Raw genomic sequence first — 24,707 nt, forward strand, 5'->3', positions numbered from 1 at the left:
GCTGTTCTTCCGAGAGCTCCCCGGTGATGGCCGGATCGGTGCTGATGCAGAAGATCATACCGTCGGCATAGCCTGGCGTCATGGCCCGCTCCCGCATCCGTCCCGAGCCTCCCCGCATCCCGGATCCGGATCTCCCCCGGGAGTTCTCGTCCGCGGCGCTCCACCGGTCGGGCGAGACATCCGAGGCGCGCATCGACCTCGACCCCGGGACGACGGATGCCGCGCACACCCGCATCAGCGAGAGTGTTGTCGCCGCGGCATCCGTTCAGACCCTCGATCTGACCGGAGCGATCCTCACCGACGTCGTCCTCGACGCCGTGTCCACGGCCGAGCTGATCGCCCGGGAGGGGACGTGGCGGACGGTCGTCGTCCGCGGCGGGCGGATCGGGACCCTCGACCTGTCCCGCGCGCGCTGCGACGGTCTCGTCCTGGACGGCGTGCGAATCGACTACCTGACGGCGGGCGGCGCGACGCTTCGAGACGTCGAGGTGACCGGATGCCGCATCGGCACCCTCGACCTCCCCGGCGCCCACGTGGAGCGGATGCGGTTCGCGGAGACGTCGGTGGACGAGATGGACGTCAGGGAGTGGCAGGCGGGCGACGTCGACCTGCGCGGCGCGGACGTGCTCTCCTTCACGGACGTCCGGATGCTGCGGGGCGTCACCCTGACCGCCGATCAGGCGACCTCGCACGCGCTCGCGCTCGCGGCGTCCCTCGGCATCGACGTGAGGACGGACGCGTGACCCTGCGGACGGCGCGGCTCGTCCTCCGCGACATGGGCGAGGACGACCTGCCGGCACTCCGGACGATCCTCACCGACCCGGTCGCGATGACCGCGTACGAGGGGCCTTTCGCCGAGAGCGAGTGCCGGGCGTGGCTCGAGCGCAACCTCCAGCGCTACGCGGAGGACGGGTTCGGGCTCTGGGCCGTCGAGCTCGCCGACGCCCCGGGCGAGATGATCGGGCAGTGCGGCATCACCCGGCAGCGCATCGACGACGACGAGGTCCTGGAGGTCGGGTACCTCTTCCGCCCGGCGCACTGGCAACGGGGGTACGCGACCGAGGCCGCGGCGGCGTCCCGCGACTGGACGTTCCGCGCGCTCGACGCCCCGGCCGTGTGGGCGAAGGTCCGCGACACGAACATCGCGTCGATGAACGTCGCCATCCGCCTCGGGATGACGGTCCGCCGCCGCTTCGTCACCCGCTACCGAGGCGTCGACATGCCGCACCTCGGATTCGCCGTGGACCGCTAGGAGGCCCAGTCCTCCGCACGGATGCCGACGGTCGCCGCCCCCTGCAGCAGGCGCGAGATCGGGCAGCGGTCGTGCGCGGCCGCGACGAGTTCGTCCGTCTCGCCGAGCGTGCGCCCCTCCGCGGCGACGAACGCCGTGACGTGGAACTCGTACCCGCCGCGCTCCGGGGAGTCGTGGAGCTCGACCTCGACGCGCACCCGCGTGCGCTGGGCGCCCTTCACGATCGCCTGCAGTGTGGCGTCTAGGCAGGTGGCCCAGGCGAGGGCGAGCAACTGCTCGGGATTGCTCCGCGACAGGTCCGCGTCGGGGCTCAGCGGGTTCGACACCGCGACCTCCAGGCCGCCCGTGACCCGGCTGACACCGGTCCCGCCGTCGTCGTTGATCGCCTCGGTCCGGTACCTGGTGCTCATGGCAGAACTATAGTTGGACGGCATCCAACAACGTCTTGAGGTCCTTTCGTGCTGTCCCCGTCCCCCGTCGAGCTCGCTCGTGCGGGCGTAGCGTACCCCGGCGGCGTGCAGGGTCTCGCCGACGTGGACCTGACCGTCGCCGAGAGCGAGATCCTCGGGATCATCGGCGAGAGCGGTGCGGGCAAGAGCACCCTCCTGAACCTCCTCACCGGCGAAGTCGCTGCCACCTCGGGCTCCGTAACAGTGCTGGGCTCCGACATCGGCCGCCTCGACCGCGCCGGTCTCCGCCGCCTACGACGCGAGATCGGCGTCGTGTTCCAGGGGGTCCACCTGCTGTCGAACCGGACGGTCCGGCAGAACGTCGAGGTCGCCCTCTCGCTGCGACCCCGACAGGAGCGGACGGCGAGCGCCGTCGACGACGTGCTGCGCTTCGTGGGGCTTGATCACCGGGCCGATGCCTACCCCGCGCAGCTCAGCGGCGGGCAGCGCCAGCGGGTCGGGATCGCGCGGGCGCTGGTGAGCCGGCCCCGGTTGCTGCTGTGCGACGAGCCCACCTCCGCGCTTGACGCGGCGACCGCGGGCGAGGTCCTCGACCTGCTCCGCGACGCGCGGGACCGCTTCGGGACGACGATCGTCATCGTCACCCACGACCTCGACGTCGTCCGCGGCGTCTGCGATCGGGTCGCTCTGTTCGAGGACGGTCGGCTCGTCGACATCCTCGCGGTCGCGCCGTCGGCACGCGGCGGGCGCGAGACCTATCTCGATCGCGCACGGCGGGAGCTCGGCGGATGAGCGGCGCAGAGGATGTCTTCGCCTCCCTGGGAGCGTCGCTCGCCGAGCGCGGTGACGACCTCGTCGAGGCCCTCGGCGAGACCGGCTACATGCTCGGCGTCTCGCTCGCTGCCGCGGTGGTGTTCGGCCTGCCCCTCGGCGCCGCCGTCTACCTGACCCGTCCCGGCGGGATCCGCCCTCAGCGCCTCGTCTGGTCGGTCGCGAACTTCCTGATCAACGTCATCCGCTCCTTTCCGTTCCTGCTGCTCGTGGTCTTCCTCGTCCCCGTGACCCGGGCGGTCTACGGCACGACCTTCGGGACGCCCGCGGCGACGTTCTCGCTCTGCGTCGTCGCCGTGGCCGTCTACGGCCGGCTGGTGGAGCAGATCCTCCGCGAGGTGAGCCCCGGCATCCCCCGTGTCGCGCAGACCCTCGGCGCGACCGTCCCGCAGACGGTCTGGCGCTTCCTGCTGCCCGAAGCCCTGCCGGGTCTCGTCTACGCGCTGACCTCGGCGAGCATCAGTCTGCTCTCGTACTCGACGGTGCTCGGAGTCGTCGGTGGCGGCGGCATCGGCGACTTCGCGCTGCGGTACGGCTACCAGGAGTACGACGACGTGCTCATGTACTTCACGATCCTCGTCATCCTCGTCATCGTCCTCGTCATCCAGGCGGTCGGCCAGCGGATCTCGGTCCGCCTCGACCACCGCTGAGTCCGGCTCACCACCGGCATCCGTCCCCCATCCCACAAGGAGCACCATGTCCCCGCGCCGCCTCACCCTCGCCGCAGCCCTCACCGCCGCCGCCGTCGCCCTCCTCGCCGGCTGCGCCTCCCCCGCCGCGCAGGGCGGCGGCGACGTCCAGACCATCCGGGTCGGCGCCGTGACCTCGCCGATGACCGACATCGTCGAAGCCGCGGCCGACGAGATCGAGGACGGCTACAAGATCCAGCTCGTCGAGGTCGCCGACTACGTCACGATTAACAAGATGCTCGCCGCGGGCGACATCGACGCGAACTTCTCGCAGCACAAGCCCTACATGGAGGAGTTCAACGCCGCCAACGGGGCGGACCTCACCGCCGTGCAGCCGATCTACAACTTCACGATCGCGTTCTACTCGAAGACCTTTGACGACATCGCCGACCTCCCCCAGGGCGCCACCGTCGCGATCCCCAACGATGCGTCCAACACGGGGCGTGCACTGAAGATGCTCGCCGACGCGAAGATCATCACGCTCGCCGAGGGCGTCGACCCCTACGCCGCGACGCTCGACGACATCGCCGGGAACCCGAAGGACCTGCAGTTCCTCGAGCTGCAGATCAACCAGCTCAACACCGCCTACGACGAGGCGGACCTCGTCTTCCAGTGGCCCTCGCACATCGCCGCGCTCGGCCTCACCCCTCAGGACGACGGCCTGCTGACCGAGCTCGACGACCGTTTCGCCCTCCAGCTGGTCGTCCCCGGTGAGGACAAGGATGCCGCGTCCACGAAGGCCCTCATCGACGCCTTCACGAGCGACCCCGTGCGCGACATCATCGACGGCAACAAGACCATCGAGACCGCGTTCTGAGCCGGCACGCACCCCGGCGGTAGACTGGCGCGGCACCCACACTCAGGCACGCTCACACAGTGCCGCACATATCGCTCGAGGAGCATCACCATGACGAACGCGCACATTCCCGACAAGCCCGCCCTGGAAGGCCTCGAGCAGAAGTGGGATGCCGCCTGGTCCGGCGCCGGCACGTACCTGTTCGACCGCGACGCGGCCAAGGCCAAGGGGCGCGCGGGCGTCTTCTCGATCGACACGCCTCCCCCGACGGCATCCGGATCGCTCCACATCGGTCACGTGTTCAGCTACACGCACACGGACGTCAAGGTGCGCTACGAGCGCATGCGCGGCAAGACGGTGTTCTACCCGATGGGCTGGGACGACAACGGTCTGCCGACCGAACGCCGCGTGCAGAACTACTACGGCGTGCGCTGCGACACCTCGCTGCCCTACGACCCGGACTTCACGCCACCCTTCCGCGGCGACGCGAAGAGCCTGAAGCCGGCTGACCAGGTCCCGATCAGCCGCCGCAACTTCATCGAGCTCTGCGAGGAGCTCACGCTCGAGGACGAGAAGCAGTTCGAGGACCTCTTCCGCAAGCTCGGCCTCTCGGTCGACTGGACGCAGACGTACCGGACCATCTCGGACGACACGATCCGCACGAGCCAGCTCGCGTTCCTGCGGAACCTCGACCGCGGTGAGGCGTACCAGGCCATGGCGCCCACCCTCTGGGACATCGACTTCCGCTCGGCCATCGCGCAGGCCGAGCTCGAGGACCGCGACCAGCAGGCCTCGTACCACCGGGTCGCCTTCCACAAGAGCGACGGCTCGGGCGACATCCACATCGAGACGACGCGTCCCGAGTTGCTGGCCGCCTGCGTCGCCCTCGTGGCGAACCCCGACGACGAGCGCTACCAGCCCTACTTCGGCTCGACCGTGCGCACGCCGCTGTTCGACGTCGAGGTGCCGGTCCTCCCCCACCCGCTCGCGGTGAAGGACAAGGGCACCGGCATCGCGATGATCTGCACGTTCGGCGACGTGACCGACATCATCTGGTGGCGCGAGCTCGACCTGCCGAACCGCACGATCCTCGGCCGCGACGGCCGCATCATCGAGGAGGCCCCCGACGTGCTCGTGACGGATGCCGCCAAGGCGGCATACGCGGAACTCGCCGGCAAGACGGTGTTCAGCGCCAAGAAGCGCATCGTCGAGCTGCTGCAGGAGTCCGGTGAGCTGCTCGAGGTCTCGAAGCCGTTCACCCACCCCGTGAAGTTCTACGAGAAGGGCGACCGCCCGCTCGAGATCGTCTCCACCCGCCAGTGGTACCTCCGCAACGGTGCCCGCGACGCGGAGCTCCGCGACAAGCTCATCGAGATGGGCCGCGGCATGGGCTGGCACCCGGACTTCATGCGCGTCCGTTACGAGAACTGGACGAACGGCCTCACCGGCGACTGGCTCGTCTCGCGCCAGCGCTTCTTCGGTGTGCCGATCCCGGTCTGGTACGGCCTCGACGAGAACGGCGAGCGGGACTACGACCGCGTGCTGACCCCGGATGTCTCCCGCCTCCCGGTCGACCCGACCACGGACGTGCCCGACGGCTACACCGAGGACCAGCGCGGCGCGCCCGGCGGCTTCGACGCCGAGCGCGACATCTTCGACACCTGGGCGACGTCCTCCCTCACCCCGCAGCTCGCGGGCGGGTGGGAGCGCGACCCCGAGCTCTGGGACCTCGTGGCTCCGTTCGACGTCCGCCCGCAGGGTCAGGACATCATCCGCACGTGGCTGTTCTCGACCATGGTGCGCTCGGTCCTCGAGGACGGCCGCGCGCCGTGGACGGATGCCGCCATCTCGGGCTTCATCGTCGACCCCGACCGCAAGAAGATGTCGAAGTCGAAGGGCAACGTCGTGACGCCTGCCGACATCCTCGACGCGCACGGCACCGACGCCGTCCGATACTGGGCGGCCTCGAGCCGGCTCGGCGCCGACGCGGCGTTCGACCCGCAGAACCCGACGCAGGTGAAGATCGGTCGTCGCCTGGCGATCAAGGTTCTGAACGCGGCGAAGTTCGTGCTCTCGTTCCCCGTGCCCGAGGACGCCCGCATCACGCACGCGCTCGACGCGTCGATGCTCGCGACCCTCGATCAGGTCGTCCGGGATGCCACGAAGGCGTTCGACGCGTTCGACCACGCCCGCGCCCTCGAGATCACCGAGTCGTTCTTCTGGACGTTCTGCGACGACTACCTCGAGCTCGTGAAGGAGCGCGCCTACAACCAGGCCGACTCCGGTCAGGCATCGGCCGCGCTCGCCCTCCGTATGGCACTGTCGACGCTGCTGCGCCTGCTGGCGCCCGTCCTGTCGTTCGCCGCCGAAGAGGCGTGGTCGTGGTTCGAGGAGGGGTCCGTGCACACCGCTGAGTGGCCTGTGCCCGTGGGCATCGAGGGCGACCCTGCCGTGCTCCGCACGGTCGGCGAGGCGCTCATCTCGGTGCGCCGCGCGAAGACCGAGGCGAAAGCCTCGCAGAAGACCCCCGTCGACTCGTTGACGATCACCGGCCCGGATGCGGCCCTCGACGCGATCCGCTCCGCGGAGGGCGACCTCGCCGCCGTCGGACGCATCGCGCAGGTGTCCTACGCCGCCGGGGACACCGTGTCGGTCGGCGACATCGTCCTCACCCCGCAGGAGGCCTGACGTGCAACTCGGAACCCGGTGGACCAGCGGCGACCAGCCGCCCGCAGCCGTGCCGCAGGTCCTGCGCGAGCAGATCGCGGCGGTCGACGCATCCGTGGATCAGGATCCGCTCGGTCAGCCGCGACCGCGGTGGACCCTCACCTGGCTGGAGGGCCGCCCGGTCACGGAACTCGACACCGGCGTGGTCGTGCGCGTGGACCGCGAGGGTGAGGTCGTCGTCGGTCATCTCGACGACGACGGCATGTCCTGAGCCCGGCTCAGCCGCGGGGGTGATGCGCCAGGTGCGCGACGACGTCGGCACGCGTGTCGTCGATGCGCTCCTCAGCCGCCGATCGAACGAACGCCCGATCGGCGCGACGCAGCATCCGTGCGGCGACCGCCGCTTGGACCGAGGTCGTCGCCGCCCACAGCGCGGCCTCGAGCCGTGTGGGCCGGACGGTGACGTCCAGCGTGGAGATCGTGATCGTGGTCATCGTCCGTCTCCGTCCTCGGGTAGTGCGAATGCGTCCACCCGGACGGTGAACGGCACGCGGTCGGGGTCTTCCTCGTGGCCGCGCGCGGAAGCGGCGACCTCGTCGACGATCTCGGACAGTCGCCGGATCATGTCCTTCGCCTGATCGGGCGTCAGACGGATGTTGGCGGTCGAGATGATCGCCGTGCCGTCGTCTCCCTTGTCGGGATCGGCGATGCTCTCTGTCACATGCCGCATGAGCTGCTGCTGACGACGGCCGAGGAACTCGTTCATGATGAGCTGGGTCGCCGAGCGACCAGCCGGTGAGGCCATCGCCTCAGGGCTGTCGAACGACACGGACTTGTCGGACCGCTCCCACCACCGCTCCCGGGCGGATCCCCGCTCCGGGATCTCGCGGATCAGGTCCTGCTTTGCGAGGGCCCGCAGGTGATAGCTGGTGGCGCCCGAGGACTCCCCCGTTCGCTCGGCCAGCGAACTCGCCGTCTGCGGCCCGTACTGCGACAGGATGTCGAAGAGCTGCACGCGGAGCGGATGCGCCAGAGCGCGCAAGGCCCCGGCATCAAGGGTGCGGTCCGCCCGCCGCATCGGTGTCTCGCTCATGTTCCAAAGCTACCTTTGCAAACGAATCTTTGCAAGCATTCCTTTGCATTCTCGATCGCGCGGGCGGCGCGCGCGGGCGACGTACGCTGGGACGATGACGGATGCCGCGACCAACCCGCTCCTCGCCCCCTCTCCCCTCCCCTTCGGCCTGCCGGATTACCCGAACATCCGCCCGGAGCACTACCTCCCGGCGTTCGAGCAGGCCTTCGCCTCGCACCGCGCGGAGATCGACGCGATCGCGACGTCCTCCGACGCGCCGACGTTCGAGAACACGCTGGTCGCACTCGAGCGGTCCGGCGAGGCCCTCGGACGGGTCGCGCGCATCTTCTACACCGTGAGCTCCGCCCACGCGACGGCCGAGATCCAGGAGATCGACGAGCAACTCGCCCCGCTCATGGCCGCTCACCACGACGCCGTGACGCTCGACGCGCGCCTGTACGGGCGGGTCGCCGACGTGCATGCCCGCCTCGACGACCTCGGCCTGGAGGGCGAGGACCGGTACCTCGTCGAGCGCACCTACCGCGAGATGACGGGCGCCGGCGCGGGCCTCGACGAGACGGACAAGACGGTCCTGACGGAGCTGAACCAGCAGCTGTCGATGCTCACCACGACGTTCGAGAAGAACCTCCTCGCCGACACCAACGACCTCGCCGTGCTCTTCGACGAGGCCGCAGAGCTCGACGGACTCACCGAGGGCGAACTGTCGGCGGCGGCACGCAATGCCGCCGAGCGGGGCCTCGAGGGCAAGTACGTCGTCACGCTCACCCTCTTCACGGGGCACCCGTACCTCTCGTCGCTCACCTCCCGGGCGAGCCGCGAACGCCTCATGGCGGCATCCCGATCCCGGGGGCGCCGAGGCAACGCCAACGACAACCGCGAGGTGCTCACCGAGATCGTGCGGCTGCGCTCCGAGCGTGCTCGGGTCCTCGGATACGACTCGCACGCGGCCTACGTCACCGCCGACGAGACCGCCGGCTCCCCCGAAGCGGTGCACGAGCTCCTGCGCCGACTCGCGGTCCCCGCCGCAGAGAACGCGCGCCGGGAGCAGGCAGCCCTGCAGGAGATCATCGACAGCGAGGGCGACGGGTTCCCCCTCGCCGCGCACGACTGGGCCTTCTACACGGAGCGCGTGCGAGCCGCACGGTACGACCTCGATCGGACGGCCCTGCGACCCTGGTTCGAAGCCGAACGCGTCCTCGTCGACGGCGTGTTCCGCGCTGCGACGGATCTCTACGGCATCACGTTCACCGAGCGTGCCGACCTTCCCGCGTATCACCCCGAGGCACGTGTCTTCGAGGTCCGCAACGAGGACGGCTCCCACCTCGGCCTGTACGTCCTCGATCTGTACACGCGCGACTCCAAGCGCGGCGGGGCGTGGATGAACTCGATCGTGTCGCAGTCCGCACTGCGCGGCACGGCGCCGATCGTCATCAACAATCTCAATGTGCCCCAGCCCGCTCCCGGCAGCCCCACGCTCCTGACCCTCGACGAGGTGACGACGCTGTTCCACGAGTTCGGCCATGCGCTGCACGGACTCTTCGCCACCGTCACGTATCCGCACTTCGCCGGCACCTCGGTGTTCCGCGACTTCGTGGAGTTCCCCAGCCAGGTCAACGAGATGTGGATCTTCTGGCCCGAGGTGCTCGCGTCCTACGCACGCCACGTCGACACCGACGAGCCGCTCCCCGCCGACGTCGTCCAGAAGCTCCGCGAGTCCGAGGCGTTCAATCAGGGCTTCGCGACGAGCGAGTACCTGGCCGCTTCCTGGATCGATCAGGCCTGGCACAGTCTGGATGGCGAGGACACCGCCGTCGCCATCGACGTCGACGCGTTCGAGGCCACGGCGCTGGCCGACATCGGTCTCGACAACCCTGCCGTTCCGACCCGGTACTCGTCGACCTACTTCGCGCACATCTTCTCGGGCGGCTACAGCGCGGGCTACTACTCCTACATCTGGAGCGAGGTCCTCGACGCCGACACGGTGGAGTGGTTCCGCGAGAACGGCGGCCTGACGCGCGAGAACGGTGATCGATTCCGCACCCGGCTGCTGGGCGTCGGCGGGTCGAAGGACCCGCTCGAGGCCTACCGCGACTTCCGCGGACGCGATGCGCGGATCGAGCCCCTGCTCCAGCGGCGCGGTCTCACCGGCTGAGCCCGGACGAAAAGGGCGCCGCCTCCCTCCGGAGGCGGCGCCCTTTTCGATATCGGATGCCGGTGGTCAGGCGCTCTTGCGCTTCTGCCGCAGGACGAGCGTGGGCGGTGCCCCCTCTTCGACGGCCGCCCGCGTGACGATCACCTTGTCGACGTCCTCCGCCGAGGGGATCTCGAACATGATCGGACCGAGCACGTCTTCGAGGATGGCCCGGAGTCCGCGAGCGCCGGTCTTGCGCGCGACGGCGAGGTCGGCGATCGCGCGGAGCGCCTCCTCCTCGAACTCGAGCTCGACGCCGTCGAGCTCGAACATGCGCTGGTACTGCTTCACGAAGGCGTTCTTGGGTCCGGTCAGGATCTCGATGAGCGCGCTCTGGTCCAGCGGCGACACCGTCGTCACGACCGGCAGACGGCCGATGAACTCGGGGATCAGACCGAACTTGTGGAGGTCCTCGGGGAGCACGTCGCGGAAGACGTCGAGCTCCTGCTCCTTGTCCTGCAGCGGAGCGCCGAAGCCGACACCGTGCTTGCCCACACGCGAGGAGATGATGTCCTCGAGGCCTGCGAAGGCGCCGGCGACGATGAACAGGACGTTCGTCGTATCGATCTGGATGAACTCCTGATGCGGGTGCTTGCGGCCGCCCTGCGGCGGCACGGAGGCGACGGTGCCCTCGAGGATCTTCAGGAGCGCCTGCTGCACGCCCTCGCCCGACACGTCGCGGGTGATCGAGGGATTCTCGGCCTTGCGGGCGATCTTGTCGACCTCGTCGATGTAGATGATGCCGGTCTCAGCGCGCTTCACGTCGAAGTCAGCGGCCTGCAGGAGCTTGAGCAGGATGTTCTCGACGTCCTCGCCGACGTAGCCGGCCTCGGTGAGAGCCGTGGCATCCGCGACCGCGAAGGGGACGTTCAGACGCTTGGCGAGGGTCTGCGCGAGATACGTCTTGCCGCAACCGGTCGGACCCAGCAGCAGGATGTTGCTCTTGGCGATCTCGATCTCGTCTGCCCGCTGCTCTGCGGACTGGATCGTGCTGCGAGCGCGGACACGCTTGTAGTGGTTGTAGACGGCGACCGCGAGTGCCCGCTTGGCGGGGTCCTGCCCGACGACGTACTCCTCGAGGAAGCTGAAGATCTCGCGCGGCTTCGGGAGGTCGAAGTCCTTGACCTCGCCGTCACCGGACTCCGCCATCCGCTCTTCGATGATCTCGTTGCAGAGTTCGACGCACTCGTCGCAGATGTACACGCCGGGACCGGCGATCAGCTGCTGGACCTGCTTCTGGCTCTTGCCGCAGAAGGAACACTTGAACAGGTCGGCGCTCTCACCGATGCGTGCCATGGTGTTCCCCCTCAGGATTCAGGCCGGTGCAGTCGAGCCTAACCGCAGATCCGGACACCGGGCGGATTGCGACACGGGTGTGGACGACGATGCCCCGCCGACGGGTCGGCGGGGCATCGTCTGACACACCTCAGGCCGTGATGGCCGCGGGCGTGCGCTTGCGGGACGTGAGCACCTGGTCGACGATCCCGTACTCCAGCGCTTCCTGCGCGGAGAGGATCTTGTCGCGGTCGATGTCCTTGTTGACCTGCTCGACGGAGCGGTTCGTGTGGTGAGCCATCGTCTCTTCGAGCCAGGTCCGCATGCGGAGGATCTCCGCCGCCTGGATCTCGATGTCGGACGCCTGACCGTGACCGGACTCGCCGACGGCGGGCTGGTGCATCAGGATGCGGGCGTTCGGCAGGGCGAGCCGCTTGCCGGGCGCACCGGCCGCGAGCAGGACGGATGCCGCCGACGCCGCCTGGCCGAGGACGACCGTCGACACCTGGGGCGAGATGTACTGCATGGTGTCGTAGATCGCCGTCATCGCGGTGAACGAACCACCGGGCGAGTTGATGTACATGATGATGTCGCGGTCGGGGTCCATCGACTCGAGGACCAGCAGCTGCGCCATCACGTCGTCGGCGGATGCGTCGTCGACCTGCACGCCGAGGAAGATCACGCGGTCTTCGAACAGCTTGTTGTACGGGTCCTGGCGCTTGTAGCCGTAGGCGGTGCGCTCCTCGAACTGCGGCAGGATGTACCGGCTCGAGGGCATCATGTCGCTCTGCGCGCGACCGAAGATGGGGGTGTTCATGCGTTGTCCTCCGACGCTCAGTTCTCGGTCCCGCCGCCGCCGGTAACGTCGGCAGCGTGTTCGCGGATGTGGTCGACGAAGCCGTACTCGAGCGCTTCGTCGGCGGTGAACCAGCGGTCGCGGTCACCGTCGGCGTTGATCTGCTCGACCGACTTGCCGGTCTGGGCGGAGGTGATCTCCGCGAGACGGTTCTTCATCGACACGATGAGCTGCGCCTGCGTCTGGATATCGCTGGACGTGCCGCCGAAGCCGCCGTGCGGCTGGTGCAGCAGGACACGGGCGTTGGGCGTGATGTAACGCTTGCCCTTCGTGCCGCTGGTCAGCAGGAGCTGGCCCATCGAGGCGGCCATGCCGATGCCGACGGTGACGATGTCGTTGGGCACGAACTGCATCGTGTCGTAGATCGCCATACCCGCGGTGATCGAGCCACCGGGCGAGTTGATGTAGAGGTAGATGTCCTTCTCGGAATCCTCGGCCGCGAGCAGCAGGATCTTGGCGCAGATCTCGTTCGCGTTCTCGTCGCGCACCTCGGAACCGAGCCAGATGATTCGGTCCTTCAGCAGCCGGTCGAAGACACTGGTCGCCATAAGGGGTTCAGCCATGGATGCTCTCCTGGATTCGTGTTCGTGCTTCGAATCTAGTGGCGCGTTCCGAGCGTCTCGCCCGTGTTCGCCGTGGGCATACCACCGGCGGCATCCACCGACTCCGGCGACGTGGACGATGCCCGGAAACGACGACGGGCGGCGGGGCCCGAAGGCACCCACCGCCCGTCGATGAGGGTCACTCGCTGTCGGAGGCCTTCTTCGTGGCGCGCTTGGCGGGAGCCTTCTTCGCGGGCTCCTCTGCGGCATCCGCGTCGGCCTTCTTGGCGGCGGGCTTGCGAGCCGGCGCCTTCTTGGCGGCGGGCTCGTCCGCGGCGGCGTCGGCGTCATCCGCCTTCTTCGCGGCGGGCTTCTTGGCCGGAGCCTTCTTCGCGGGGGCCTTCTTGGCGGCGGGCTTCTCGTCCGCGGCCTCGGTGGCCTCGTCTGCAGCCTCGTCGTCCTCGGCGGCGAAGCCGGTCAGGTCGACCTTCTTGCCGTTGGTGTCGACGACGGTCACCTTGCCGAGCGCGACGGCGAGGGCCTTGTTGCGGGCGACTTCACCGACCATCATCGGGATCTGGTTGCCCTCCTGCAGGGCGTTGACGAAGTCCTGCGGCGACATGCCGTACTGCGCCGACGACTGGATGAGGTACTGGGTGAGCTCCTCCTGGGAGACCTGCACCTCGTGCTTCTCAGCGATCTTGTCGAGGATCATCTGCGTGCGGAACTGCTTCTCGCTCGCTTCGGTGACCTCTGCGCGGTGGACGTCGTCCTCGAGGCGACCCTCACCCTCGAGGTGGGTGTGCACCTCGTCCTCGACGAGCTTGGCGGGAACGGGGATGTCCGCCTTCTCGATGAGGACCTCGATGAGCTTGTCGCGCGCGGCGGAGCCCTGCGTGAAGACGGCCTGCTCCGAGACGCGCTCGACGAGGCTCTCGCGGAGTTCGCCGATCGTGTCGAACTCGGAGGCGACCTGAGCGAAGTCGTCGTCGGCCTCGGGGAGCTCGCGCTCCTTGACGGCCTTGACGGACACGGCGACCTCGGCCTCTTCACCGGCGTGGTCGCCGCCGACGAGCTTCGAACGGAACGTGGTGTCCTCGCCGGCGGTGAGCGACTCGATGGCGTCGTCGAGGCCCTCGAGGAGCTCGCCCGAGCCCACCTCGTAGGAGACGCCCTCGGCGCGGTCGATCTCGTTGCCCTCGATCGTGGCGACGAGGTCGAGCTCGACGAAGTCGCCGGCCTTGGCGGGACGGTCGACGGTCACGAGCGTTCCGAAGCGGCTGCGGAGCTTGTCGAGCTCGGCATCCACCGCAGCCTCATCGGTCTCGACGGCGTCGACCTCGATGGTGATGTCGTCGTAGGCGGGAAGCTCGAACTCGGGGCGGACGTCCACCTCGACCTCGACCTTGAGGTCGCCGGAGAAGTCCTTCGTGCTCGGCCACTCCACGATCTCGGCGGCGGGACGACCGACGATGCGGACGTCGTTCGCCGTCACGGCCTCGCGGTAGAAGACGTCGAGGCCTTCGCTGACCGCGTGCTCGAGGACGGCCTCGCGACCGACGCGCTGGTCGATGATCGGTGCCGGGACCTTGCCCTTGCGGAAACCGGGGATCTGCACGTCCTGCGCGATGTGCTCGTACGCGTGCGAGATGCTCGGCTTGAGCTCCTCGGGGGTGACCGTGATGTGGAGCTTCACCCGGGTGGGGCTGAGCTGCTCGACGGTGCTGGTGACCATGCCTGTCGTTCTCCTTGTCCGGCCGCGCACACGCGCGTCCGTTCGGTGATCTGGGTTCGTGGGGCCGTTGTCGGGGCGACAGGATTTGAACCTGCGGCCTCCCGCTCCCAAAGCGGGCGCTCTACCAAGCTGAGCTACGCCCCGGGCGCGCACGCTGGCGAGCGCCGAAAAACGGCCGTTGGTAAGTCTAGCCGACCATGTCCGCTACACTCGTCGAGGCGCTGTCCTCAGCGTCGACGGGGATGTAGCTCAATGGTAGAGCCTCAGTCTTCCAAACTGATTACGCGGGTTCGATTCCCGTCATCCCCTCCACGCATCGCCTGGCGGCTCACACCGAGCTGTAGGCGACGATCCCCCGCCGGACGGCGTCGAGCGCCTTCCGCGCGGTCACGGCGACGTCCGCGTCCGCGACGATCGAGAGCTGGTCGAGCAGATCGATCGTCTGCTTCGTCCAGCGCACGAAGTCGCCTGCGGCGAGGTCGGCCTCTGAGAGGACCAGATCCAACGAGCCACCGCGCGCCCACGAGTTCATGGCCTGCGCCAGGCCCGTGGCGAGCGGTTCGGTTCCCGGCAGGTGATGCTCCTGCTCGAGGTCGTCGAGGCGGCTCCAGAGCTCCTGCGTCTTCGTCAGCGCATCGCGGAAAGGACCTCGCGGCAGGCGGTACTCCCCCGCCTCATCCCGACGCGGCTCGTACACGAGGCACGACGCGAGGGCAGCCAAGCCTGCGGCATCCAGGTTCTTCCAAAGTCCGCGACGCAGCGACTCGGCGACCAGGAGGTCGCGTTCGCCGTAGATGCGTCGCATCGTGCGTCCGGCGGCGGTCAGCGCGGCCGCGCCGTCCTCGAAGGCGACGTAGTTCAGCTCGGCGAGGACATCGATGATGCGGTCGAAGATCCGCGCGACGGTGCCGGTGCGGGTCTCGATGTCGCGTCGCGTCCGGTCCGTCCGGCGCCGCAGCTTCCAGTACCGCTCCGCCCAGCGCGCGTGGTTCTCGCGGTCCGGGCAGGAATGGCAGGGATGCCGCTGCATCCGATGTCGCAGGGACTGGATCTCGTTCTGCCGCTGCTGCCGGATGCGGGCGGGCGCGGTGCGGTCGGCACGGTTGAGCTTCTCGGCGTCGCTGAGGTCGCGACGGATGCCGGAGTACTCGGCGAAGTCGCCCCGGTCGCACGTCATGGACTTCTCGTAGCCGGCGAGGGATGCCTCGGCATCCTTCACCTGACGGGCGAGGCCGACGACGGCGCGGTCCGCCTGGAACTGGGCGAATGAGGACTCGAGGATCTCGCGGGCACGCTCGCGACCGAACTGGTCGATCAGGTTGACGGCCATGTTGTAGGTCGGGCGGAAGCTCGAGTTCAACGGATAGGTGCGTCGAGACGCGAGAGCGGCGACGGCCTGCGGATCGAGGGACTCGGTCCACTGCACGACGGCGTGCCCCTCGACGTCGATGCCGCGCCGGCCGGCACGGCCGGTCAGCTGCGTGTACTCGCCGGACGTGATGGCGACCCGCGCCTCGCCGTTGAACTTCTCGAGCTTCTCAAGGACGACCGTCCGCGCCGGCATGTTGATGCCGAGCGCGAGGGTCTCGGTCGCGAAGACCACCTTGACGAGCTTGCGACGGAAGAGCTCTTCGACAACCTCCTTGAACGCCGGCAGCATGCCCGCGTGGTGCGCAGCGACGCCCCGTTCCAGGTTCTCCCGCCACTCCCAGTAGCCGAGGACGGCGAGGTCCTCGTCTTGCAGCGGGCGAAGGCGGTCGTCGATGATCGCCCGGATCTCATCGCGCTCGGCCGTGTCGGTCAGCCGCACTCCCGACCGCCGGACCTGCTGGACGGCGGCATCGCAGCCGACGCGACTGAAGATGAAGAAGATGGCGGGCAGGAGGTTCGACCGCCCGAGGAGCTCCACGACCTGCGGGCGGTCCATGCGCTCGATACGGGCCGCCGTCGACGGGCGCACGGGACGCTTGCCACCGCGGTGGGGGCGGCGGCGTTCCTGGTCGCCGCGGGACCGGTACTCGATCGCCCGGCGATTGTTCTCGTACGTCGCGGCCTTCGGTGAACGGATGCGGGTGAGTTCCTGGTTCACCTGCGCGGTGGCCACACCGGAGCGGTCTTCGAACAGCGGCAACAGGTCGCCGCGGACCAGCACGTGCTGCTCGAGCGGGACGGGACGGGTCTCGGAGACAATGACGGCGGTGTCTCCGCGCACCGTGTCGAGCCAGTCGCCGAACTCCTCCGCGTTCGACACCGTCGCAGACAGCGAGACGAGCCGGACGGCAGGCGGCAGGTGGAGGATGACCTCTTCCCACACCGGTCCGCGGAAGCGGTCGGCGAGGTAGTGGACCTCGTCCATGACGACGTAGCGGAGACCCCGGAGCGCGGGCGAATCCGCGTACAGCATGTTCCGGAGCACCTCGGTGGTCATGACGACGACCCGGGCGTTCCCGTTGATGTTCGTGTCGCCGGTGAGCAGACCGACCTGGTCCTCGCCGTAGACCTCCTGCAGCTCGCGGAACTTCTGGTTCGACAGGGCCTTCATGGGCGTCGTGTAGAACGCCTTGTCCCCCGGCTCCCGCATCGCCAGGTGGATCGCGAATTCGCCGACGATCGTCTTGCCGGCACCGGTCGGCGCCGCGACGAGGACGCTGCGACCGTCTTCGAGGGCCTGGCATCCCTCGACCTGGAACGGGTCGAGGTCGAACCGCTGCATCTCGGCGAACGACGCCGAGATCGGATGCCGACGGCCGGACTGCGCACGTGCGTATCGCGCCGCGAAGTCCGTCATGCGATCGGACCGAGGAGTTCCGCCTCGCGCTTGCGCTTGCGGCGGTCGAACAGCATCGACAGGCCGGCCGCGGCGAAGAAGAGGACCGTGAGGATCGCGGCCAGGATGAGCATGCTGACGACGTCGGCGGAGGGGGTGGCGGCGCCGGCGAACACGGTCGCGATCACGATCGCCACCCGCCAGCCCTTCATGATCTCGCGCCCCGTCATGACCCCTGCCAGGTTGAGCGCCACGAGGAACACGGGCGTCACGTAGGAGACGCCGACGACGATCAAAAGCTTGAAGACGAAGTCGTAGTAGTACTTGGCGTCGTAGAAGTTCGACGCCCCGTCGGGAGTGAAGCCCGCCATGAGCTCGACGAGGTGAGGGAGGATGAGCCACCCCGTGAACGCGCCGGCGAAGAACAGCGGCACGGCCGCCGCGACGAACCCGATCGTGTAGCGGACCTCTTTACGGGTCAGACCCGGCATGAGGAACGCCCAGATCTGCCACAGCCAGACCGGTGCCGAGATCAAGAGGCCGACGGCGAACGCGATCCGGACGCGGAGATCGAACGCGGAGGTCACCGTCGCGAACATGAGGGTGACGGCGTTCTCGTCGCCGCGCCTCTCCGCCACGACGCGGATCGGTTCCGTGATTGCCCAGATGATCGCGTCGCCGAGCGCGAAGGACACGATCATCCCGACGACCAGTGCCACGGCGGCGATGATGAGCCGCTTGCGGAACTCGCGGAGATGGTCGCCGAGCGACATCCGCTTGTCCCGGAGAGGGGCGTCGTCGGTGGCGGCGGCGTCCCGGTCGGTGGTCGTCACCGCGTCAGGAGGAGGTGGGGCCCTGCGATGGGCCCTGCGCGGGCGGAGGCGTCAGGCCCGTCACCGACGTCGGAGCCTGCGGCTGCTGGTGCGCCGGAGTCTCGGCCGGACCGTCCTCTTCCTTCATCGCCTTCATCTCACCCTTGAACACGCGGGCGGACTGGCCGACGCTCTTCGCGAGGGCAGGCAGCTTCGCCGCTCCGAACAGAAGCAGGATCACCGCCAAGACGACGAGAAGGTGCCATCCTTGCAAGCCCATGAAAGCTCCTCGGGGTAGATGTGACCTCAGTCTAACCGCCCCAGGTGAACAGAGACCCTCAGGCGTACTGCGCGAGCCCGGCATCCGCCCAGGTGCGAGCAGCTTCTCGCGCCTCGGGGGGCGAGACGATCTCGACATCGCCGCCGAGCCGCGCCGCCAGCCGCTTGAGGCTGCGTTCGTCGCCGACGCGGAGGCTCACCGAGCGGAACTCGCCCTTGCCTCGGACCACGGCGCGCGCCGCGAACTCGCCGAGCAGAGGGACGACGTCCTTGCGGCAGCGGAGCTCGACCACGACATCGGTCTCACCCGGCTCGAACAGCCCCGGCAGAGGGTCGGCACCGTGCGTGCTCGGGATGTCGGTGAGGACGACGTCCGATACCCGGTCGAGATGGAAGGTACGGATCGCTTGCCGCAGATGGCACCACCCCTGGAGGTACCACTGGCCGTCGGCGATGTGGACTTTGACGGGGTCGACGGTGCGCGTCGTCGCGGGCGCATCCGGGGCCCGGTAGGAGAAGGACACCGCGACGCCTCGCTGCACGGCGTCCGCCACCGTCGTCCGCACGTCGTCGACGACGGGCGTCGCGACGATCACCTCGGCGGGAGCGCTCGATGCGCCGGCGGCGAGTTTGGCGAGCAGACCCTGGACGACCCCGCTGTCACCCACACCCGGAAGGCTGGCGGCGAGTTGGAGGCCGGCGAGCAGTGCGGCCGCTTCGCGCGCGGTCAGCCTCGGCGTCCGCTCCAGCGCGACGGCATTGGTGATCGAGATGGTGTCCTGCTCGTCGAGGAGGTCCCAGTCGATGTCGAAGAGGTCGTTCGCCATCTGCCAGAAACCGCCGTCGCCGGGGAGGCCGATGACCGTCAGCTTCTCGACCATCGACCGCATCTCATCCGCCTCGACGTCGAAGTCCCGGGCCGCGTCCGCCACGGTGACCTCGCCCTTGGAGATGAGGTACGGGACGAGCTGCAGGATGAGGGACGCCCTGTCGGTCGCCACCAGCGGCTGGGCGCTCATGCCCCGACCTCGGCATGGAGATCCCGTGCGCGACGCAGCCGCGACGCGACGAGCTCGGCGAGGTACGGCGGATCGATCACACGGACCTCGGGGCCGTACGAGGCGAGCTCGTCCGCGAAGACCTGGGCGTCGACGTAGGGCACGAGGCATCCCGTCTCATCTTCGGACAGCGCACGACGGTGGAGGCGGAGGAGCGCCTCGGTGCCGGGCTCGACCTGCAGCCGCGCCTGCTGGCGGGCGGCGACCGCATCCAGGCCGGCGATCGCCTTCTCGCCCGCTCCCTCTCGCAGGGACAGATCGAAGGACGCCCGCGTCACGACGACGTCCGAAGGGATGCGGGACAGGAGGAACGTGCGCTCGGCGTCCTGCAGGAGGTCGAAGCCGTACACGTGCCAGCGACCGTCGTACTCGACGAGGGCCCACGGCTGCACGCGGCGGCGGTGCGCGGCATCCGACCCGCCCTTGATGTAGTCGAACTCGACGACGCGACCCTGCTCGATCGCCCGCTGCAGCGGCGCGAAGGACGGCTCGCGCAAGCTGATGCGCGGCGCGTAGCCGATGATGGGCGCGTCGACCTCGATCCCCAGCGCCTGGATCTTCCGGAGTCCGCTGCGGGCGGATGCCGACATCGAGCTCTCGCCCCACACACCGCTCGCCAGGTTCAGGACCGCGATCTCGGCCGGGGTGAAGTCGATGTCGACGGGGAGCGAGTACTCCGAGGTGGGGACTCGGTAGCGCGCCTCACGCAGATCGTCGGGATCGGCGTAGTCGCCGATCGTCTCGATCGGCACTCCCAGGGAACGCAGACTGTCCTTGTCTCGTTCGAACATCTTCTCGAGTGCGTCTTTGGACGCCCCGGCCGCACCCTGCTCGCGATATCCGGACACGGACGAGAGGATCGTGTCCTTCGTCAGCCCCTGCTCGGTCGCGAGCAATGCGACCACGAGGTTGACGAGTCGTTCCTCGGGCGCGCTGCGGATCGCTTCGGTGGACACATCGCAATCCTAGGCGCGGGACCGGTGCTCGGCCCCGCGGGAGCTCACTGTGTCGCGGTCGGGGAATCGGTCGTCGGGTCGATCCCGAGGATGTCGATCACGTAGACGAGAGTCCCCGTCGGCGGCTCGTTCTGCGCCGACTGACCCTGGACCTTCGCCATGTCGGACGGAACGACCACGAGCACCTGCGAGCCGACCGTCTGCCCCTCGATTGCCCGCGCGAAGCCCTCGGAGAACTGGTCCTTCGCGAACGTCACGGCTTCGCCGTTCTGCCACGTCGAATCGAACACCTCTCCGGTGTTCCAGGCGACGCCCGTGTACTGCAGCCGGGCGCGGGAGTCGGCGGTGATCTTCTCACCGTCGCCCTTCTTGAGGGTCTTGATGACCAGACCCTTCGGCGGCGCGGCGTCGGGGACGATGATCCCCGGCGTGCCGTCGGGCGCGAGGACCACGGTCGGCACGTTGGCACCGTCGACGTACTGCGGGACCCCGTTGGCCGCCGGGAGGAGGACGGTGTTCACGTCGATGACCAGGACGGCCGACGCGCTCTCGGACAGCCCGGCCTGCTGCACGAACGTCGGGTTGATGTCCTTCGCGGGCATCGCCGCGACGATGCGGGCACCGGGCCGCGCGCAGTCGAGCGCCTTGCCGATCGTGGGGAACGACTGCTCGAGGACGTTCAGCGCGACCAGCTTGGTCGGCGCCGACACGAGCGTCTGACCGGTCTGACCGTTCAGCACAGTGATCCCGATCTGCAGATCCTGCATCCCCGACGTGATCGGAGTGCCCTTGCCCGTGGCGAGGTCGGTGTACGCGGTCTTCGACACGTAGACCGGATCGGTCGTGGACGCCGTCGGCAAGCCTTCGGCACCCGTCACATCGACGAGATCGAGCGACGATGCGGGCGCGGTGACACGCTCACAACCGCTGTCGGAGGGTCCGGACGGGGCGCACCCGACGAGGGCCAGGGCAGTCAGGCCGAGTACGGCCACGGCAGCGGGGATCTGACGCATTCGTTCAGTCTACGGTCTCGCCGGAGCGATCCACGGCGGCCTGACGGGCACCGCCCGCCGCGCGCTGCGCATCGCGCACGCGCTTGCGGAGGTTCTTGTCGGTGATCTCACGATCCCCCACGGCGCCCGGCGTCCACGCCTCGACATCCTCATCCGCGTACGACGGCTTCTTGAGGGCGCGCTTGCGGACGTCGGGCGGCATCGCTCCGGGGGCGAGGCGCCGTGCCGTGAGCAGGAACCCGGTGTGGGCGACCATCCGGTGATCGGGCCGGACCGCGAGCCCCTCGACGTGCCATCCGCGGACCATCGTCTCGGTCGCCTCGGGCTCGGTGAACAATCCCGAGTGGCGGATATACTCCGCGACGCGGCTCAGCTGCGTCGCGGTCGCGATGTAGCAGAGGACCACGCCGCCGGGTGTGAGTGCGTCGGCGACGACGTCGATGCACTCCCACGGCGCGAGCATGTCGAGGACGACGCGGTCGACGCTGCCGGGCTCGGTCACCTGCGGGAGCTGCTCGGCGAGATCGCCCACGACGACCCGCCACGACTCGGGGTAGTGGCCGAAGAACGTCTCGACGTTCGCCTCGGCGACCTCCGAGAACTCCTCTCGCCGCTCGAACGACAGGAGCCGCCCGGACGGACCGATCGCCCGGAGGAGCCACATCGAGAGGGCGCCCGACCCGACGCCGGCCTCGACGACGGTGGCACCCGGGAAGATGTCGGCGGAGGCGAGGATCTGCGCGGCATCCTTCGGGTACACGATGGCGGCGCCGCGGGGCATCGACATCACGAAGTCGCGCAGCAGCGGGCGGAGCGCGAGGTATTCGTGGCCCCCGCTGTTGGCGACGACAGAGCCGTCGGGCTGTCCGATGATCGCCTCGTGGCGGAGCACGCCGTGGTGGGTGTGCAGCTCGCCGCCCTCGCGGAGGGTGACGGTGTGGAGACGTCCCTTCGGCCCCGTCAGCTGCACACGGTCACCGAGGCGGAACGGGCCACTCGGCCGCAGGTCGGCGCTCATGCGCGGACCCCCTGACGCACCTGTGCGAGGAGGTCGGCGACATCCGCCACCGTTCGCCCCTCGAGGGTCGGCCACAGGACGTGGGCACCGACCTCGTCGAGCGGGACCATGTGCGGGATGCCGACGGTCGCCGTGCCCGCGGCTATCGCCGAGCGCGTTCCGGTGATCGAGTCCTCGAACGCGACGGTGTCGGCGGGGTCCACGCCGAGCGCCTCGCACGCCTGCAGATACGGGTCCGGGTGGGGCTTGGGGCGGGCGACGTCGTCGCCGCCGATGACGACGTCGAACGCGTCGAAGTCGATGAGGTCGGTGATGACCCGCGCCATCCGGCTCATCGACATCGTGACGAGAGCGGTCGGGATGCCGGCGTCCCGCAGGTCGCGCAGCAGTTCGCGGGCGCCCGGCCGGAAGGGGACACCCTCCTCGCGGAGCTGGCGCATGACCTCCTCGGTGAGGTGGGCGACGATCTCGTCGACCTCCATGCGCACGCCGGCGCCCTGGAGGATGCGGGCCGCGTCCTCGAGCCCGAGTCCCACCATCCCCAGTCCGTCGTCATGGGTCCAGGTGCCGCCGAAGCGTTCGACGAGCGGGGTCTCGGCAGCCATCCAGTACGGCTCGGTGTCGACGAGGGTGCCGTCCATGTCCCAGAGGACGGCGGCGGGAAGGGGGGAGATCACCGGTCAATGCTACGCGAGCGCATCCGCCCGCCTCGGGGGCAGCGGCGTATCGTGGGGGTACCGACAGAGAGGACGTCCGTGCAGGGACTGGGACAGCGGGTGCTCGTGATCGCCGTCGACGGCTGGAACGACGCCGGAGAGGCGGCCACCGCTGCGGCCTCGCAGCTGCGGACCTCCGGCACGTTCGAGAAGGTGTTCGGCGTCGACCCGGAGCTGTACTTCGACTACCAGTACACGCGGCCGCAGATGCAGGTGGATGCCGACGGCGCCCGTCGCCTGGTCTGGCCCGACGCGACGCTCTGGCGTCCGGCGACACCCCGCGAGGACGGTCCCGACCTGTGGCTCCTCACCGGCACGGAGCCCGCCCGCGCGTGGCAGGCGTTCTCCGCCGAGTTCATCGACGCGGCCCTCCGCGAGGACATCACCGGCATCGTCGCCCTCGGTTCCATGATGAGCGACGTCCCCCATACCCGGCCGATCTCCGTGTTCGCCGGTTCCGAGAACGAGGAGCTCCGCTCGTCGCTCGGGCTGGAGCGATCGACCTACGAAGGCCCCGTCGGCATCCTTTCGGCTCTCGCCGCCGCCGGCGAGGCGGCCGGCATCCCGACGGCCGGGCTCTGGGCGAGCATCCCCCACTACGTCGCCGGGCACACCCCGTCCCCCAAGGCGACGCTGGCGCTCCTCGACAAACTCGAGGAGATCACGGGTGCCTCGATCACCCGCGGCGCGCTGCCCGCGGAGGCCCTCGCGTGGGAGGCGTCGGTCGATGCCGCCGCCGCGGACGACGAGGAGATGACAGAGTACATCCGCCAGCTCGAGACCGCGCGCGACGCCTGGGACTCCCCCGAGGCATCCGGCGACGCGATCGCGCAGGAATTCGAGCGCTACCTCCGCCGGCGGGGCGACGGCCCGCGCGGGCCGAAGGACGACCCGCGCCGGTGACCGGCCCCGCTCAGTAGGCCTGGAGGACGCCGAAGGCGAGCAGGATGAGCAGCACGACGCCGAGGACGACCCGGTAGAGCACGAACGGCAGGAAGCTGCCGCGCTTGAGGTAGCGCATCAGGTAGGCGATGACCACGAGGCCGACGCCGAACGAGACCACCGTTGCGATCGCGGTCTCGCCGAGGGTGAACGGCGACTGACCGGGCTCGCGGATCGCCTGCAGGAGCTCGTACAGCCCGCTGCCGAAGACGGCGGGGACGGCGAGCAGGAACGCGACCTCGGCGGCGGCGGGACGCGTGTACCCCATGGCGAGCGCGGCCGTCGTGGTGGCCCCGGAGCGCGAGACGCCGGGGACGAGGGCCAACGACTGCGCGACGCCGAGGGTGAGCCCGTGCCCGATCGTGAGGTCCTTCTCGGTGCGGACGCGCTTTCCGAGCGCGTCGGCGATGCCGAGGATGATGCCGAAGACGATGAGGACGGTCGCCACGAGCCAGAGGTTCCGGAAGGTGTCGCGGATGACGTCTTGGAACAGGAAGCCGAGCACGCCGATCGGGATCGTGCCGATGATGACGATCCATCCCATACGGGCGTCGGGATCGTTGCGCGGAACACGCCCGGTGAGCGACTTCGCCCATGCGGCGACGATCCGCACGATGCGGTTCCAGAAGTAGACCAGGACCGCGAGCTCGGTGCCGATCTGCGTGATGGCGGTGAACGTCGCACCAGGGTCCTGCGCGTTGGGGAGGAACTCCCCCACGATGCGCAGATGCGCGCTCGAGGAGATCGGGAGGAACTCTGTCAGGCCCTGGACGATACCCAGGATGATGGCGTCGAGTATCGACATGGGG

25 protein-coding genes and 2 tRNA genes are annotated in these 24,707 nt (G+C 69.1%); 10 read left to right on the forward strand and 17 right to left on the reverse strand.

Going from position 1 to position 24,707, the window contains the following annotated elements:
- Nucleotides 1-80 precede the first annotated feature (80 nt).
- Both Q9S78_RS12580 and Q9S78_RS12585 read left to right on the forward strand, forming a co-directional pair.
- Nucleotides 81-743 carry a hypothetical protein gene (locus Q9S78_RS12580; RefSeq protein ID WP_311870512.1) on the forward strand — a complete coding sequence of 221 codons (663 nt, stop codon included), beginning with the start codon at nucleotides 81-83 and terminating at the stop codon, nucleotides 741-743.
- The gene (locus Q9S78_RS12585; protein WP_311870514.1) at nucleotides 740-1,252 is read left to right on the forward strand and encodes a GNAT family N-acetyltransferase; all 513 of its coding nucleotides are present in this window, start codon (nucleotides 740-742) and stop codon (nucleotides 1,250-1,252) included. Before Q9S78_RS12580 ends, Q9S78_RS12585 begins: the two co-directional genes overlap by 4 nt.
- Here Q9S78_RS12585 and Q9S78_RS12590 read toward each other — a convergent pair.
- Nucleotides 1,249-1,662 carry an OsmC family protein gene (locus tag Q9S78_RS12590; RefSeq protein ID WP_311870516.1) on the reverse strand — a complete coding sequence of 138 codons (414 nt, stop codon included), beginning with the start codon at nucleotides 1,660-1,662 and terminating at the stop codon, nucleotides 1,249-1,251. The two genes, Q9S78_RS12585 and Q9S78_RS12590, sit on opposite strands and share 4 nt — an antisense overlap.
- Nucleotides 1,663-1,710: 48 nt before the next feature.
- Here Q9S78_RS12590 and Q9S78_RS12595 point away from each other — a divergent pair, with 48 nt between their 5' ends.
- The 5 genes from Q9S78_RS12595 to Q9S78_RS12615 all read left to right on the forward strand — a co-directional run bounded on the left by Q9S78_RS12595 (nucleotide 1,711) and on the right by Q9S78_RS12615 (nucleotide 6,916).
- Nucleotides 1,711-2,454, forward strand: a complete 744-nt coding sequence (locus Q9S78_RS12595) for an ATP-binding cassette domain-containing protein (protein ID WP_311870518.1) — start codon at nucleotides 1,711-1,713, stop codon at nucleotides 2,452-2,454.
- The gene (locus Q9S78_RS12600) at nucleotides 2,451-3,143 is read left to right on the forward strand and encodes a methionine ABC transporter permease (protein WP_311870520.1); all 693 of its coding nucleotides are present in this window, start codon (nucleotides 2,451-2,453) and stop codon (nucleotides 3,141-3,143) included. Before Q9S78_RS12595 ends, Q9S78_RS12600 begins: the two co-directional genes overlap by 4 nt.
- A 46-nt stretch (nucleotides 3,144-3,189) precedes the next feature.
- Nucleotides 3,190-3,999, forward strand: a complete 810-nt coding sequence (locus tag Q9S78_RS12605) for a MetQ/NlpA family ABC transporter substrate-binding protein (protein WP_311870522.1) — start codon at nucleotides 3,190-3,192, stop codon at nucleotides 3,997-3,999.
- 90 nt (nucleotides 4,000-4,089) lie between these two features.
- On the forward strand, nucleotides 4,090-6,666 hold the full coding sequence (gene valS, locus Q9S78_RS12610; RefSeq protein WP_311870524.1) for a valine--tRNA ligase: 2,577 nt from the start codon (nucleotides 4,090-4,092) through the stop codon (nucleotides 6,664-6,666).
- Between the two features lies 1 nt (nucleotide 6,667).
- The gene (locus tag Q9S78_RS12615; protein WP_311870525.1) at nucleotides 6,668-6,916 is read left to right on the forward strand and encodes a hypothetical protein; all 249 of its coding nucleotides are present in this window, start codon (nucleotides 6,668-6,670) and stop codon (nucleotides 6,914-6,916) included.
- A gap of 7 nt (nucleotides 6,917-6,923) precedes the next feature.
- On the opposite strand, the gene Q9S78_RS12620 is transcribed toward Q9S78_RS12615, so the two are convergent.
- On the reverse strand, nucleotides 6,924-7,139 hold the full coding sequence (locus Q9S78_RS12620) for a hypothetical protein (protein WP_311870526.1): 216 nt from the start codon (nucleotides 7,137-7,139) through the stop codon (nucleotides 6,924-6,926).
- Complete coding sequence (locus Q9S78_RS12625) at nucleotides 7,136-7,738, reverse strand: winged helix-turn-helix domain-containing protein (protein ID WP_026302839.1); 603 nt, start codon at nucleotides 7,736-7,738, stop codon at nucleotides 7,136-7,138. Before Q9S78_RS12625 ends, Q9S78_RS12620 begins: the two co-directional genes overlap by 4 nt.
- Before the next feature lie 94 nt (nucleotides 7,739-7,832).
- Between Q9S78_RS12625 and Q9S78_RS12630 the strand changes: the two genes are divergently transcribed.
- Nucleotides 7,833-9,890, forward strand: a complete 2,058-nt coding sequence (locus Q9S78_RS12630) for a M3 family metallopeptidase (protein ID WP_311870527.1) — start codon at nucleotides 7,833-7,835, stop codon at nucleotides 9,888-9,890.
- A gap of 66 nt (nucleotides 9,891-9,956) precedes the next feature.
- Here the strand turns inward: Q9S78_RS12630 and clpX are convergent, their stop codons facing one another.
- The 5 genes from clpX to Q9S78_RS12655 all read right to left on the reverse strand — a co-directional run bounded on the left by clpX (nucleotide 9,957) and on the right by Q9S78_RS12655 (nucleotide 14,481).
- Entirely contained in the window at nucleotides 9,957-11,225 is a 1,269-nt protein-coding gene (gene clpX, locus Q9S78_RS12635) for an ATP-dependent Clp protease ATP-binding subunit ClpX (protein WP_311870529.1), read from the reverse strand.
- A 130-nt stretch (nucleotides 11,226-11,355) separates the two neighbouring features.
- A complete protein-coding gene (locus Q9S78_RS12640) occupies nucleotides 11,356-12,021 on the reverse strand; it encodes an ATP-dependent Clp protease proteolytic subunit (protein WP_018186570.1) in 666 nt (221 codons plus the stop codon).
- 17 nt (nucleotides 12,022-12,038) lie between these two features.
- A complete protein-coding gene (locus Q9S78_RS12645) occupies nucleotides 12,039-12,872 on the reverse strand; it encodes an ATP-dependent Clp protease proteolytic subunit (RefSeq protein ID WP_311870530.1) in 834 nt (277 codons plus the stop codon).
- Nucleotides 12,802-14,337 carry a trigger factor gene (tig, locus tag Q9S78_RS12650; protein ID WP_311870532.1) on the reverse strand — a complete coding sequence of 512 codons (1,536 nt, stop codon included), beginning with the start codon at nucleotides 14,335-14,337 and terminating at the stop codon, nucleotides 12,802-12,804. Before tig ends, Q9S78_RS12645 begins: the two co-directional genes overlap by 71 nt.
- Nucleotides 14,338-14,407: 70 nt before the next feature.
- A tRNA-Pro gene (locus Q9S78_RS12655) sits at nucleotides 14,408-14,481 on the reverse strand.
- A 94-nt stretch (nucleotides 14,482-14,575) separates the two neighbouring features.
- Between Q9S78_RS12655 and Q9S78_RS12660 the strand changes: the two genes are divergently transcribed.
- Nucleotides 14,576-14,649, forward strand: a tRNA-Gly gene (locus tag Q9S78_RS12660).
- Between the two features lie 16 nt (nucleotides 14,650-14,665).
- On the opposite strand, the gene Q9S78_RS12665 is transcribed toward Q9S78_RS12660, so the two are convergent.
- The 8 genes from Q9S78_RS12665 to Q9S78_RS12700 all read right to left on the reverse strand — a co-directional run bounded on the left by Q9S78_RS12665 (nucleotide 14,666) and on the right by Q9S78_RS12700 (nucleotide 22,917).
- Complete coding sequence (locus Q9S78_RS12665; RefSeq protein ID WP_311870533.1) at nucleotides 14,666-17,125, reverse strand: DEAD/DEAH box helicase; 2,460 nt, start codon at nucleotides 17,123-17,125, stop codon at nucleotides 14,666-14,668.
- On the reverse strand, nucleotides 17,122-17,877 hold the full coding sequence (tatC, locus tag Q9S78_RS12670; protein WP_311870715.1) for a twin-arginine translocase subunit TatC: 756 nt from the start codon (nucleotides 17,875-17,877) through the stop codon (nucleotides 17,122-17,124). Before tatC ends, Q9S78_RS12665 begins: the two co-directional genes overlap by 4 nt.
- Before the next feature lie 64 nt (nucleotides 17,878-17,941).
- Nucleotides 17,942-18,196, reverse strand: a complete 255-nt coding sequence (gene tatA, locus Q9S78_RS12675) for a twin-arginine translocase TatA/TatE family subunit (protein WP_018186565.1) — start codon at nucleotides 18,194-18,196, stop codon at nucleotides 17,942-17,944.
- A 58-nt stretch (nucleotides 18,197-18,254) separates the two neighbouring features.
- On the reverse strand, nucleotides 18,255-19,214 hold the full coding sequence (locus Q9S78_RS12680) for a helix-turn-helix transcriptional regulator (RefSeq protein WP_311870535.1): 960 nt from the start codon (nucleotides 19,212-19,214) through the stop codon (nucleotides 18,255-18,257).
- Nucleotides 19,211-20,209 carry a helix-turn-helix transcriptional regulator gene (locus tag Q9S78_RS12685; protein WP_020097470.1) on the reverse strand — a complete coding sequence of 333 codons (999 nt, stop codon included), beginning with the start codon at nucleotides 20,207-20,209 and terminating at the stop codon, nucleotides 19,211-19,213. Before Q9S78_RS12685 ends, Q9S78_RS12680 begins: the two co-directional genes overlap by 4 nt.
- Nucleotides 20,210-20,253: 44 nt before the next feature.
- Nucleotides 20,254-21,222 (reverse strand): FKBP-type peptidyl-prolyl cis-trans isomerase, encoded by a 969-nt coding sequence (locus Q9S78_RS12690; RefSeq protein ID WP_018186562.1) that lies wholly within the window; start codon nucleotides 21,220-21,222, stop codon nucleotides 20,254-20,256.
- A gap of 4 nt (nucleotides 21,223-21,226) precedes the next feature.
- Entirely contained in the window at nucleotides 21,227-22,240 is a 1,014-nt protein-coding gene (locus Q9S78_RS12695) for a tRNA (adenine-N1)-methyltransferase (protein ID WP_311870537.1), read from the reverse strand.
- Nucleotides 22,237-22,917: an HAD family hydrolase gene (locus Q9S78_RS12700; RefSeq protein ID WP_018186560.1), complete on the reverse strand. Its 681-nt coding sequence runs from the start codon at nucleotides 22,915-22,917 to the stop codon at nucleotides 22,237-22,239. The genes Q9S78_RS12695 and Q9S78_RS12700 overlap by 4 nt, the downstream gene beginning before the upstream one ends.
- A 78-nt stretch (nucleotides 22,918-22,995) precedes the next feature.
- On the opposite strand from Q9S78_RS12700, the gene Q9S78_RS12705 reads away from it, so the two are divergent.
- Entirely contained in the window at nucleotides 22,996-23,859 is an 864-nt protein-coding gene (locus Q9S78_RS12705) for a PAC2 family protein (protein WP_018186559.1), read from the forward strand.
- A gap of 10 nt (nucleotides 23,860-23,869) precedes the next feature.
- Here Q9S78_RS12705 and Q9S78_RS12710 read toward each other — a convergent pair whose 3' ends face one another.
- Nucleotides 23,870-24,703: an undecaprenyl-diphosphate phosphatase gene (locus Q9S78_RS12710; RefSeq protein WP_018186558.1), complete on the reverse strand. Its 834-nt coding sequence runs from the start codon at nucleotides 24,701-24,703 to the stop codon at nucleotides 23,870-23,872.
- Nucleotides 24,704-24,707: the final 4 nt, after the last annotated feature.

The sequence above is a fragment of the Microbacterium aquilitoris genome, from assembly GCF_031932285.1.
GTDB classification, from domain to species: Bacteria; Actinomycetota; Actinomycetes; order Actinomycetales; family Microbacteriaceae; genus Microbacterium; species Microbacterium aquilitoris.